9 protein-coding genes are annotated in these 12726 nt (G+C 59.4%); 6 read left to right on the forward strand and 3 right to left on the reverse strand.

Going from position 1 to position 12726, the window contains the following annotated elements:
* The first annotated feature begins 70 nt into the window (after positions 1 to 70).
* The gene (locus ACWGZX_RS04380) at positions 71 to 250 is read left to right on the forward strand and encodes a PA1571 family protein (protein WP_223511690.1); all 180 of its coding nucleotides are present in this window, start codon (positions 71 to 73) and stop codon (positions 248 to 250) included.
* A 160-nt stretch (positions 251 to 410) separates the two neighbouring features.
* Here the strand turns inward: ACWGZX_RS04380 and pdxB are convergent, their stop codons facing one another.
* Positions 411 to 1553, reverse strand: a complete 1143-nt coding sequence (pdxB, locus tag ACWGZX_RS04385; RefSeq protein WP_452627429.1) for a 4-phosphoerythronate dehydrogenase PdxB — start codon at positions 1551 to 1553, stop codon at positions 411 to 413.
* A gap of 361 nt (positions 1554 to 1914) precedes the next feature.
* Here pdxB and ACWGZX_RS04390 point away from each other — a divergent pair, with 361 nt between their 5' ends.
* Entirely contained in the window at positions 1915 to 3324 is a 1410-nt protein-coding gene (locus ACWGZX_RS04390; RefSeq protein ID WP_452627430.1) for an MATE family efflux transporter, read from the forward strand.
* On the opposite strand, the gene tusA is transcribed toward ACWGZX_RS04390, so the two are convergent.
* Both tusA and rlmM read right to left on the reverse strand, forming a co-directional pair.
* The gene (gene tusA, locus ACWGZX_RS04395; protein WP_452628963.1) at positions 3321 to 3572 is read right to left on the reverse strand and encodes a sulfurtransferase TusA; all 252 of its coding nucleotides are present in this window, start codon (positions 3570 to 3572) and stop codon (positions 3321 to 3323) included. The two genes, ACWGZX_RS04390 and tusA, sit on opposite strands and share 4 nt — an antisense overlap.
* 328 nt (positions 3573 to 3900) lie before the next feature.
* Positions 3901 to 4974: a 23S rRNA (cytidine(2498)-2'-O)-methyltransferase RlmM gene (gene rlmM, locus ACWGZX_RS04400; protein WP_223511694.1), complete on the reverse strand. Its 1074-nt coding sequence runs from the start codon at positions 4972 to 4974 to the stop codon at positions 3901 to 3903.
* A 365-nt stretch (positions 4975 to 5339) separates the two neighbouring features.
* On the opposite strand from rlmM, the gene acnA reads away from it, so the two are divergent.
* From acnA to ACWGZX_RS04420, 4 genes are all read left to right on the forward strand, one after another.
* Positions 5340 to 8081 (forward strand): aconitate hydratase AcnA, encoded by a 2742-nt coding sequence (gene acnA, locus ACWGZX_RS04405; RefSeq protein WP_452627431.1) that lies wholly within the window; start codon positions 5340 to 5342, stop codon positions 8079 to 8081.
* Positions 8082 to 10191: 2110 nt separating this feature from the next.
* A complete protein-coding gene (locus ACWGZX_RS04410) occupies positions 10192 to 10983 on the forward strand; it encodes a CPBP family glutamic-type intramembrane protease (RefSeq protein WP_452627432.1) in 792 nt (263 codons plus the stop codon).
* 241 nt (positions 10984 to 11224) lie between these two features.
* Positions 11225 to 12019, forward strand: a complete 795-nt coding sequence (locus ACWGZX_RS04415; protein ID WP_452627433.1) for an ABC transporter permease — start codon at positions 11225 to 11227, stop codon at positions 12017 to 12019.
* Positions 12020 to 12032: 13 nt separating this feature from the next.
* Positions 12033 to 12686, forward strand: a complete 654-nt coding sequence (locus tag ACWGZX_RS04420; protein ID WP_452627434.1) for an ABC transporter ATP-binding protein — start codon at positions 12033 to 12035, stop codon at positions 12684 to 12686.
* The last annotated feature ends 40 nt before the right edge of the window (positions 12687 to 12726 follow it).

The raw sequence follows: 12726 nt of genomic DNA on the forward strand, positions 1-12726 counted from the left end.
CAGGGAGTTGTCATAGCCCGGTCACCTGGCGGTTATAAAGTAGGCACACAACCTGATGAGGAGACAGGCCATGTCCTTGCAAAACAGCAGCGTAGACAAGATTCAAGTGATCCGCACACAGCCCGACCAGTCTCTGGGTTGCTCGATTATCGATGCCGATGGGCGTGAAGTACCGATCACTGAAGAAATGATCCAGTGCGCTTGCCGCGAACTGGAACAGCGATTGGTCCAGCCTGCCGAACAAAAGTGATATAGCCACCGTCTTCTTGACCCGGCCCTGGTGGGCCGGGTTTTTTATGGGCGCTTATCTGGAAATTGCGCTGAGGCCATCGCTGGCAAGCCAGGCTCCTACAGGTTTTGCGTTTACCTGTAGGAGCCTGGCTTGCCAGCGATTGGGGCCGACTCGGTCTCTATACAGCCGACGCCCCCAGCGCCGCCACAATCCTCTGCAACTCAGCCGACTCCCCCTCAATCCGCACCTGCAACCCATCAATCTCCCGTCGCTGCGGATAATGCTTGCGTAGCGCATCAAACGCCGCACGCTGCTCACTCACATTGCCTACCAGGCTACGCCGAAAATCCGCATCGTCACGGCGCGGGTCGTACACCCCACGGCACAACATGGCCAACGCCCACGCCGGATCAGTCTGCGCATGCAGGCTCACGTGCGACAACCACGGAGCCGGCAATAAATCGCTGAGGCTGATGTCGGCCGGGCGCCCGAGAAAATCGCAATACGCCTGATAAATTTGCGCCGTCCCACGCTGTCTCCCTTCAAGGCTGTACCCGGCAATGTGCGGCGTCGCCAGCACACACAACTCAGCCAGCGCCACGTCGACCTCAGGCTCGCCTTCCCACACGTCGAGCACCGCTTGCAGGTCTTCGCGCTCAAGCAGCACCTGACGCAGGGCGGCGTTATCGACCACCGGGCCACGACTGGCATTGATCAGCCACGCGCCAGGCTTGAGCTGGTTCAAGCGTTTTTTATCGAGCAGATGCCAGGTCGACTGCGCGCCGTGCTTCTTTAAAGGGGTGTGCAGACTGATAACGTCGCATTGCTCAATGATCTGTTCGAGGCTGACAAAATCACCGCCTTCAGCTGCTTGCCGGGGTGGATCGCACACCAGCACTTTCCAGCCCAGGCCTTGCAGGGCCTCGACGAGACGACCACCGACTTGGCCGGCGCCGACCACGCCATACGTGCGTTGAGTCAGGTCAGCGCCTTCGATTTCAGCCAGGGTCAGCAGGCTGCCGAGCACGTAGTCGACAACGCCCCGGGCATTGCAGCCGGGTGCGCTGGACCAGGTGATTGCATTTTTTTGAAAATAATCCAGATCCAGGTGATCAGTGCCGATGGTGCAAGTGCCGACAAAACGCACGTTGCTGCCTTCGAGCAAGGCACGATTGACGTTGGTCACTGAGCGGACTAACAGCACATCGGCGTGTTCGACGGTGGCGCGGTCGATGGAACGTCCCGGTACCCGGCGGATTTCACCGAAACCAGAGAAGAAGGCATCGAGCAGCGGGATATTTTCGTCGGCAACAATCAGCATGGCAGGCTCCTTTGGCGGATCGGCAGTGTAGGCGGAGAAGGATGGGATGGGCCAGCGGGCATTACACAACCTTTGACTGGCAACACCACTACCCTGTGGCGAGGGGGCTTGTCGGAACGCCGCACCGCCCCGTTCGGCTGCGAAGCAGTCGTGAAGTCAAACGCTGCAGTCTGTCAGGCAGACTTCGTACGCATATTTTGGGGCCGCTTCGCGCCCTAACGGGGGCAAGCCCCCTCGCCACAGGGAATGTCGTATGGCTCGAAATACGATTACAAATCCCTAACACAGGACTTTTCCTGACCACTGCGTCAGCGCGTAGAATGCGTCGCCTTGCGCATTAACACCTTTGGACGTTTCGCCTTTGAATTCCGTGACTGACCGCCCTGCCGCTACCGCCCTCACCCGCCCGGCCCGGGTTCGCCTTGAGCTGAAAAACCTGCTCACCCTGGCGCTGCCGATCATGATCGCGCAACTGGCCACCACCGCCATGGGTTTCGTCGACGCGGTGATGGCGGGCCGGGTCGGGCCTCGCGACCTGGCGGCGGTCGCGCTGGGCAACTCAATCTGGGTGCCGGTGTTTCTGCTGATGACCGGCACCTTGCTGGCCACCACGCCAAAAGTTGCCCAGCGTTTTGGCGCCGGCACCCACAGTGAAATCGGCCCGATTGTGCGTCAGGCACTGTGGCTGGCACTGGTGGTGGGTTTGCTGGCGACCGGCATGCTGTTTAGCGCTGAGCCAATCCTGCACTTCATGAAGGTTGATCCCGAATTGATCGGCCCGTGCATGCAGTACCTGCACGGCATCGCCAGCGGTTTGCCCGCCGTCGCCTTCTACCATGTGTTGCGCTGTTTCAGTGATGGCCTGGGCCGCACGCGCCCGGCGATGGTGCTTGGCCTGTGCGGGCTGGCGCTGAACATTCCACTGAATTACATCTTCATCTATGGCCATTTCGGCGTACCCGCCATGGGCGGTGTCGGCTGCGGCTGGGCCACGGCGATTGTGATGTGGGTGATGGCATTGGGCATGGCCGGCTGGGAACGCTGGGCGCCGGCTTATCAGTCGAGTCAGTTGTTCAGCCGTTTTGACTGGCCACAATGGTCGGTGATCAAACGCTTGCTGGGCATCGGCCTGCCGATCGGCATCGCAGTGTTCGCCGAGTCGAGCATCTTTGCGGTGATTGCGCTGCTGATTGGCAGCCTCGGCGCCACGGTGGTGGCCGGGCACCAGATCGCCCTGAACTTCAGTTCGCTGGTGTTCATGATCCCTTACTCCCTCGGCATGGCAGTGACGGTGCGGGTCGGCCAGGCCCTCGGTCGTCAGGAGCCACGCGAGGCACGATTCGCCGCCGGTGTCGGCATGGGCACGGCGCTGGCTTATGCCTGCCTGTCCGCGAGCTTGATGTTGATGTTGCGTGAGCCGATTGCAGCGATCTACACGGCTGACCCAACAGTGATTCAAGTGGCCGCGATGCTGATCGTGTACTCGGCGCTGTTCCAGTTTTCCGATGCCATTCAGGTGACGGCGGCCGGTGCATTGCGCGGTTACCAGGACACGCGCGTGACGATGATCCTGACGCTGTTTGCGTACTGGGGGATTGGTTTACCGGTTGGCTACGCGTTGGGCCTGACCGATTGGCTAGGCGCGCCAAGCGGCCCGAGCGGGCTGTGGCAAGGCTTGATCGTGGGCTTGAGTTGCGCGGCGCTGATGCTGTCGATCCGCCTGGCGCGCAGTGCACGCAAGCGGATCCGCATCAGTCATTCGGCGGGTTAAGCGAGTTTCTTGCGGATCCAGTACAGGTAGGTGCCCGCCTCTTCGTGCTGCGCCACCAGTTCGTGGTCAAGAAACACGCAGAACTTGGGAATGTCGCGACGGGTCGACGGGTCGGTCGCGATCACCTTGAGCAGGCCGCCGGGCACCAGGTCACGGATGTGCTGGTGCAACATCATCACCGGTTCCGGGCAGTTGAGGCCGGTGGCGTCGAGGGTGCCGTCTACCGGCGTATCAAGCATTTGACTCATGATTAACTCCTGAAACTGGCCGGCATTGTCGCGCATTGCCGGGTGTTCGGTCATCTGTGGCATTACACCGCCCCTGTAGGAGCTAGGCTTGCCCGCGATGCAAGCGACTCGGTTTGACGTCGAACCGGGTCGATGCCATCGCTGGCAAGCCAGCTCCTACAAAGGAGCGCTCCCCCACAGGGATATCAGTCATCTGTGGCATACACCGTCCCTGTAGGAGCCGGGCTTGCCCCAGGCGGCGTTCCGACGATGCAGGCGACCCGGTTTGACGTCGAACCGGGTTGATGCGTTCGCTGGCAAGCCAGCTCCTACAAGGGATATCAGTGTTTCAGCGGGATTTCGGTTTCTTTACGTCGAGCCGGCGCAGGTGGCACGTCACTTCTTCACGGTCGTGATACAGCTGTTTGCAGCCGATCTCGACCCGAATCCCGCGCTCCTTGAAGCCGTCGGCGATGCGTTCCAGCAATCGTTTCACTTCGGCATAACGCTGTTTCATCGGCAGTTTGAGGTTGACCACCGCTTCTCGGCAATGGCCCTCGCCAATCCACTCTTCCAGCATCGCGGCGTTACGCGCCGGTTTCTCGACGATGTCGCAGACCATCCAGTCCACCGGCTGCCGGGGCTTGAAGGTAAAACCGTCCGCCATCAAATGTTGCACCAAACCGGTATCCATCAGGCTTTCAGCCATCGGGCCGTTGTCGATGGCCGTCACCAGCATCCCGCGATTGACCAATTGCCAGGTCCAGCCGCCGGGCGCAGCGCCCAAGTCAACGCCGGTCATGTCACTGTGCAGACGCTCGTCCCACTGGTCACGCGGGATGAAGTGATGCCAGGCTTCTTCCAGTTTCAGCGTCGAGCGGCTTGGCGCCTCACGCGGGAACTTCAGGCGTGGAATGCCCATTGGCCACATCGCCGAGTTATTCGACTCGGCCAGGCCCATGAACACTTCACGACCGCTCTTGAAGGTCAGCAGCAGACGCGGTTTGTGCGCATCTTCCACCAGTTTGCCGGCGGCCATTAGCGCCTTGCGCAGGTGTCCTTCAAACTTCTTGCAGAAGTTCGACAGCTCCTTGCCATCGTTGGTGTCGACCATTTCCAGCCACAGGCTACCGCACAGCGGGAAGTCCGCCATGTGCGCGAGGATCACGCTGATGCGGTCGGTTTCCGGCAGATCGATAAAGATCCCGCGCGCCCATTGGCGCGGGAAGATCAGATCGGCGAAACGCTGGCCACGCATCAGGCGCTCGGCACCGTCTTCTTCGGTGCAGATAAACTCGGCGCAGGCGCTGGCGGTTTTGGCCTTGGCATAACCGGCCACGTTCAGACGTGCAGCGTGTTCGGCTATCTCGGAACAGACTTCGCCTTCGAAGCCCGGCCGGCAATGCATAAAGAGGGTGTTCATTCTTACTCCTGGGCAGATGGCGAGACATTCAACCACTGCGCGATGCCCAGACTTGCGTTGAAGCAAAGCCTGTCACGAAAACCGGCGCATGATAGCCGAGTTCGCAACCTTGGACTTAACCATAGAGCCCGGTTATTAGCCTTAAGCATCAAACAGGGCTAGGTTTAAACGTCAGTTCGTGCCTCAGTCCGTAACCGTGCGGACCCGAACAAACTGCGTGAAAACGTAGCGAGCGCAGGCAAGACAAGGCAAAAACAGGCGAGGAAGTGGAGTCTACGAGTTGTAAATGAGCATTCCGAGCCTGTTTTTAACGCAGGATTGCCTGCGCGCAGTAGTTTTCACGTAGTTTGAAAGGAGTTATTTCAATGCCGTCTCTTAATAGCCTGAAAACCCTTAAAACACTGCAAGTCGACGACAAGACGTACCACTATTTCAGTCTGCCCGAGGCGGCCAAGAGCCTCGGTGATCTCGACCAACTGCCCATGTCGTTGAAAGTGCTGCTGGAAAACCTGCTGCGCTGGGAGGACGAAAAAACCGTTACCGGTGCCGACCTCAAGGCGATTGCCGCGTGGCTCAAGGAGCGTCGCTCCGACCGGGAAATTCAGTACCGTCCCGCTCGCGTATTAATGCAGGACTTTACCGGCGTTCCCGCCGTGGTCGACCTGGCCGCCATGCGCGCCGCCATGGCCAAGGCCGGCGGCGACCCGCAGCGCATCAATCCGCTGTCGCCGGTGGATTTGGTGATCGACCACTCGGTGATGGTCGACAAATTTGCCAGTGCCAGCGCCTTTGAACAGAACGTCGACATCGAAATGCAGCGCAACGGTGAGCGTTACGCGTTCTTGCGCTGGGGCCAGAGCGCCTTTCACAACTTCAGCGTAGTGCCGCCGGGCACCGGGATTTGCCATCAGGTCAACCTCGAATACCTGGGTCGCACGGTCTGGACCAAGGACGAGGACGGCCGCACCTATGCCTTCCCCGACACCCTGGTCGGCACTGATTCCCACACCACCATGATCAACGGCCTCGGCGTCCTCGGCTGGGGTGTCGGCGGGATCGAAGCGGAAGCGGCGATGCTCGGCCAACCGGTGTCGATGCTGATCCCCGAAGTGATCGGATTCAAACTCACCGGCAAACTCAAGGAAGGCATCACCGCCACCGACCTGGTGCTGACCGTCACGCAGATGCTGCGCAAGAAAGGCGTGGTCGGCAAATTCGTCGAGTTCTACGGCGACGGCCTCGCCGACCTGCCGCTGGCCGACCGCGCGACCATCGCCAACATGGCCCCGGAATACGGCGCCACCTGCGGCTTCTTCCCAGTGGACGATGTAACGCTGGAGTATTTGCGTTTGTCCGGCCGCCCGCCGGAAACAGTGAAACTGGTCGAGGCGTATAGCAAGGTTCAAGGCCTGTGGCGTCTGCCGGGCAAGGAACCGGTGTTCACTGACAGCCTGGCGCTGGACATGAGCAGTGTCGAAGCCAGCCTCGCCGGCCCTAAACGCCCACAGGATCGCGTTTCCCTGCCCAATGTTGCGCAGGCGTTCACAGACTTCGTCGACCTGCAATTCAAACCCACCAGCAAGGAAGTAGGACGTCTGGAAAGTGAGGGCGGCGGCGGTGTCGCGGTGGGCAATGCCGATCTTGCCGGTGAAGCCGACTACGAACATGGCGGTCAGACCTACCGATTGAAAAACGGCGCCGTGGTGATTGCCGCCATCACGTCCTGCACCAACACCTCCAACCCGAGCGTGATGATGGCGGCGGGTCTGGTGGCGAAAAAAGCCGTGGAAAAAGGCCTCAAGCGTAAACCCTGGGTCAAGAGTTCGCTCGCACCGGGCTCCAAAGTGGTCACCGACTACTACAAGGCGGCCGGCCTGACCCAATACCTTGATGAGCTGGGCTTTGCATTGGTCGGCTACGGCTGCACCACCTGCATCGGCAACTCCGGGCCGTTGCCGGAGCCCATCGAAAAAGCCATCCAGGCCGCCGATCTGACCGTCGCCTCGGTGTTGTCCGGCAACCGCAACTTTGAAGGCCGCGTGCATCCGCTGGTGAAAACCAACTGGCTGGCCTCCCCGCCCTTGGTCGTTGCCTATGCCTTGGCCGGCACGGTGCGTATCGACATCAGCAGTGAACCGCTGGGCAATGACAAGGATGGCAACCCGGTGTACTTGCGCGACATCTGGCCGAGCAGCAAGGAAATTGCCGACTCGGTGAGTCAGGTCAACACCGCCATGTTCCACAAGGAATACGCCGAGGTGTTTGCCGGCGACGAGCAATGGCAAGCCATCCAGGTGCCGCAAGCGGCGACCTATGTCTGGCAGGATGATTCGACCTACATCCAGCACCCGCCCTTCTTCGATGACATCGGCGGCCCGCCGCCCGTGGTCAAGGACGTCGTCGGGGCCAGAGTGCTTGCGCTGCTGGGCGACTCGGTGACCACCGACCACATCTCCCCCGCCGGCAATATCAAGGCCGATAGCCCCGCCGGCCAGTACTTGCGCGACAAAGGTGTGGAACCACGCGACTTCAACTCCTACGGCTCGCGTCGCGGCAACCATGAAGTGATGATGCGCGGCACCTTTGCCAACATCCGTATCCGCAACGAAATGCTCGGCGGCGAGGAAGGCGGCAACACCTTCTATGTTCCCACCATGGAGAAAATGTCGATCTATGACGCGGCTATGCGATATCAAGCCGCAGGCACGCCGCTGGTAGTGATTGCCGGCCAGGAATACGGCACCGGCTCAAGCCGCGACTGGGCGGCCAAGGGCACCAATTTGCTGGGCGTGAAAGCGGTCATCGCCGAAAGCTTCGAACGCATCCACCGTTCCAACCTGGTCGGCATGGGTGTGCTGCCACTGCAGTTCAAACTGGATCAGAACCGCAAAAGCCTGAACCTGACCGGCAAGGAAACGCTGGAGATCCTCGGATTGACCGGCGTAGAGCTGACACCGAGGATGAACCTGACGCTGGTGATCACCCGTGAAGACGGCAGCAAGGAAAAGATTGAAGTGCTGTGCCGGATCGACACGCTCAATGAGGTCGAGTACTTCAAGTCAGGGGGAATTCTGCATTACGTGTTGCGGCAGCTGATTGCCTCCTGACGGACCGCGAACTGTAGGAGCTGGCTTGCCAGCGAAGGCGGCCGTGCGACGTGCGGCGCCAATGAGGACGCCTTCGCCGGCAAGCCGGCTCCTACGGGTTTTGTGTCGTCCACAAAATCAGGGTGTGCACGGGGTTGGTGGCGTCCGAAAAATGATGGCGTGTACGGCGATTTTGTAGGAGCTGGCTTGCCAGCGAAGACGGCCGTGCGACGTGCGGCGCCAATAAAGACGCCTTCGCCGGCAAGCCGGCTCCTACGGGTTTTGTGTGGTCCACAACATCAAGGTGAGTACGGATTTTTGTAGGAGCTGGCTTGCCAGCGAAGGCGCCCGTGCGACGTGCGGCGCCAATGAGGACGCCTTCGCCGGCAAGCCGGCTCCTACGAGATTTGTGTGGTCCACAACATCAAGGTGAGTACGGATTTTTGTCGGCGCTGGCTTGCCAGCGAAGGCGGCCGTGCGACGTGCCGCGGTAATGAGGACGCCTTCGCCGGCAAGTCGGCTCCTACGGGGTTTGTGTGGTCCACAACATCAAGGTGAGTACGGATTTTTGTAGGAGCTGGCTTGCCAGCGAAGGCGGCCGTGCGACGTGCCGCGGCAATGAAGACGCCTTCGCCGGCAAGCCGGCTCCTACGGGGTTTGTGTGGTCCACAACATCAAGGTGAGTACGGATTTTTGTCGGTGCTGGCTTGCCAGCGAAGGCGGCCGTGCGACGTGCCGCGGTAATGAGGACGCCTTCGCCGGCAAGCCGGCTCCTACGGGCTTTGTGTGGTCCACAACATCAAGGTGAGTACGGATTTTTGTCGGTGCTGGCTTGCCAGCGAAGGCGACCGTGCGACGTGCGCCACCAATGAGGACGCCTTCGCCGGCAAGCCGGCTCCTACGGGGTTTGTGTGGTCCACAACATCAAGGTGAGTACCGATTTTTGTAGGAGCTGGCTTGCCAGCGAAGGCGGCCGAGCGACGTGCCGCGGTAATGAGGACGCCTTCGCCGGCAAGCCGGCTCCTACGGGTTTGTGTGGTCCACAACATCAAGGTGAGTACCGATTTTTGTAGGAGCTGGCTTGCCAGCGAAGGCGGCCGTGCGACGTGCGGCGGTAATGAGGACGCCTTCGCCGGCAAGCCGGCTCCTACGGGGTTTGTGTGGTCCACAACATCATGGTGAGTACGGATTTTTGTAGGAGCTGGCTTGCCAGCGAAGGCGGCCGTGCGACGTGCGGCGCCAATGAAGACGCCTTCGCCGGCAAGCCGGCTCCTACGGGGTTTGTGTGGTCCACAACATCAGGGTGAGTACGGATTTTTGTAGGAGCTGGCTTGCCAGCGAAGGCGGCCGTGCGACGTGCGGCGCCAATGAAGACGCCTTCGCCGGCAAGCCGGCTCCTACGGGGTTTGTGTGGTCCACAACATCAAGGTGAGTACCGATTTTTGTAGGCGCTGGCTTGCCAGCGAAGGCGGCCGTGCGACGTGCCGCGCCAATGACGACGCCTTCGCCGGCAAGCCGGCTCCTACGGGGTTTGTGTGGTCCACAACATCAAGGTGAGTACGGATTTTTGTCGGTGTTGGCTTGCCAGCGAAGGCGGCCGTGCGACGTGCCGTGGTAATGACGACGCCTTCGCCGGCAAGCCGGCTCCTACGGGGTTTGTGTGGTCCACAAATTCATGGTCTGTACGGACTTTTGTAGGAGCTGGCTTGCCAGCGAAGGCGGCCGTGCGACGTGCGCCACCAATGAGGACGCCTTCGCCGGCAAGCCGGCTCCTACGGGTTTTGTATGGTCCACAAAATGGCTCGGAGAACCGAGACTAGCACTCCGTATCCCCTATAATCCTGAAATGCCCAACCCAACCATTGATCGAAATCACAACAACCATAAGCGCCGCCAGTATCAACAAAGTCACAGTAACAACAGGCCAAGTCATCATGCGCATCCCCAGGTTCAGGAAAATCCGGCAGAGCGCCATTAAAGTGAATGTCAGGCACCTGTAAACATAGTCACAGGTTCAGTTCTACACACCTCATGTTATGGATAATAATCAGTTCCTATATTGCTGATTCACGGGCATTTCTGCCTAAATGCCCAGCATAAGGTAGTCACGCCAGTCAATAAGGATGACCACATGCTCGTACTGCCCTGGCCGTACCTGACCCTCCTCTCTGCCGGCTATGTCCTGGCACTCACCTACGGACAACTAACGGCACAGGCGAGCATTGCGATCATCCTGCTGCTACTCGCCGGTTTTGCCGCCCGACAACATCACTACCGCTACGGCCGCTATGTCGGTCATATCCTGTTCATCCTCCTGGCACTCGCTTTGGCACTCCACTGGTGGCCAGGGTTTTACAACGCCAGGATGATCGACAACGAGCGTTTTACCGAGAATGCCGTACCGTTCTCAATGAACCTCAACCTCGACAAACCACTGATAGGCTTCTGGCTGCTACTCGTCTGCCCGTGGATCGTCGCCCCCCATTCGTTGACACAGACATTAAAGACCAGCGCGCTGGCCATCAGCCTGACGGCGCTCACCACGCTTGGGGGAGCCTGGCTGCTGGGGATCGTCGAGTGGTCACCGAAATGGCCGGAACAGTCATGGCTGTGGATAAACAACAACCTGCTGCTGGTGACATTAGTAGAAGAGGCTCTGTTTCGCGGCTACCTGCAAGGAGGCCTGAGCCGACGCTTTCAACACCTGGCCTATGGCGAACACCTTGCCCTGCTGATCGCGGCGCTCCTGTTCGGGCTAGCCCATTGGGGTGCGGGCTGGGAATGGGTATTGCTGGCAAGCCTGGCCGGTGCCGGTTATGGACTGGCCTATCGCTCCGGCGGATTGGCGGCGGCCATCGCCACCCACTTCGGAATTAATTTGTTGCACTTCGGATTGTTTACCTACCCGATGCTGGTGGGCTGATTCAAGGCGGGAGCACACCTCCGCAGGGCCTGACTTTGCGGTAAAAAACCTTCAAAATGCCCTCAATGTTGGCAAAATCAGCCGATCATCGGTAGGGAACTAAGCAGCTTGACTCCTGTCAGCCGCAACGTTTACCCTCCCGCCCCACGAATGGAAGCGATTTGTCCTACAGCGACAGATAGTCCTCTAAAAATGAATTGAAGCAACGCGTTTACCGCGCCGTTGTGCTGCGCGGTAAATTATGCTCAAGCCCCGCTCTCCCCTCCAAATCAAAAAATCCGTCATTTTTGCGTTGGTGTTGCGTGAAGCGCGTTCGCGTTTTGGCGAACGTCGTATGGGCGCTATCTGGACGCTGATCGAGCCGATTTGTCACCTGTTGATTCTAAGCGTGTTTTTTGCCCTGATACGTGGCCGCACTGTAGCCGGCATCGATTTCCCGGTTTTTGTCCTGGTTGGCCTTGCACCCTTCCTGCTGTTCCGCAACACCGCCTTGCGTCTAATGAACAGCCCCAAGGAAAACCGCTCGCTATTTGCTTATAAACAAATCAAGCCCCTCGACACTTTTATAGCCCGAGTGCTGGTGGAATTCAGCATTTCAGCAACCGTGTACGCCATCTTGGTGTTTGGCTTCGCTTGGTACGGCTTCGACATGTCAATCAAATCGCCCATCGAGTGGATGTTGACCATCATGCTGGGCGTATTGTTTTCCTTCGGCCTGGGCATGCTGTTGTCACTGATCGCCCACGCCATGCCCAGCAGCACGCTGTTTATACGGATGATGTTTTTCCCGCTGTATTTCATCTCCGGCGTATTTGTCCCCGCTGCCTACCTGCCGCACGCCATGCTGCCGCTGCTGCTGCTCAATCCGTTCTTGCACCTGCTGGAGCTGATTCGCGCCGAAATCTTCCCGCACTACGCTCCGGTCGATGGTGTTTCGGTGCACTACGTGATCGCCTCCACCCTGGTCTTGCTGTTCGTCTCCCTGGGCACTTATCGGGTTCGTCGACTGCATTTGATCTCCACCAAGAACGGCTAACCGCAGGCTTCCCGTGTTCGAGCTCAGAAATCTCACCAAGTCGTACCTGACCCCCAAGGGGCGTCGCCACGTGTTTCGTGACCTGTCACTGAAGATCCCGGCCGGCAAGAACATCGGCCTGATCGGCCGCAACGGCGCAGGCAAGTCGACTTTGATGCGACTGCTGGGCGGTGCCGACGTGCCGGACTCCGGCACCATCGTCACCGATAAAAGTGTTTCCTGGCCCGTGGGCTTGTCCGGCGGTTTCCAGGGCAGCATGACCGGCCGTGAAAACATCAAGTTCGTCAGCCGGGTCTACGGCGCGGTCGGCGATGCCATGCGTCAGAAGGTCAGCTATGTCGAAGACTTTGCCGAAATCGGCAGCTGGATCGACGAACCGGTCAAGACCTACTCCTCCGGCATGCGCTCGCGCCTGGCCTTTGGCTTGAGCATGGCCTTCGACTTCGATTACTACCTGATCGACGAAGTGATGTCGGTGGGTGACGCGCACTTCAAACGCAAGTGCGCCGACGTGTTCGAAGAGCGCCTGCAGAACTCCAAGGTAGTGCTGGTTTCCCACAGCATGCCCGAAATCAAAAAGCTCTGTGATGTCGTACTGCTGGTACGCGATGGCGGGGTACAGATCTATGACGATGTCGATGAAGGCATCAAGGCCTACAACACCTGATCACCTGACCGTGACGTGATTGTTTTATTTCAAGGATGCA

The sequence above is a fragment of the Pseudomonas sp. CLCA07 genome (assembly GCF_053615335.1).